The 300-nt window shown below is 67.0% G+C and carries 1 pseudogene; it reads right to left on the bottom strand.

Annotated elements, in window-relative coordinates:
- Positions 1–187, bottom strand: a pseudogene (locus tag EF903_RS33620) (hypothetical protein); the annotation flags it as partial.
- Positions 188–300: the final 113 nt, after the last annotated feature.

The raw sequence follows: 300 nt of genomic DNA, 5'->3' as shown, positions 1-300 counted from the left end.
CCTTGACCTGGACCCGGGTGGACTCGGGCGGGAGCTGCTCGCCCTCCTCGTCCTTGGGCTGGTAGGTGCGGGATATGCCCGCGAGCAGGGCGGGCTTCTGGACGTCGTGGTGGGCGTCGGTCAGTTCCTGGAGGGACTTGGACTTGACGCCCTTCTCCACTGCGATGATCTGGTTCAGCTTCGGCACACGGGGAACGTACCAGCGGAAACCCGCCGGCCACATCATCATTTTTTTTCGTGCCGCCCTGTCCGGGCCCTACAGGGGGCGCAGGTCCGGGCGTTTGGGGTGGCGGCCGGTGC

The organism is Streptomyces sp. WAC05292, from assembly GCF_003949955.1.
In the GTDB taxonomy this organism is placed as follows: Bacteria; Actinomycetota; Actinomycetes; order Streptomycetales; family Streptomycetaceae; genus Streptomyces; species Streptomyces globosus.
Note: the sequence above shows the minus strand (reverse complement) of the source record. Positions and strands in the feature narration are given on the sequence as shown.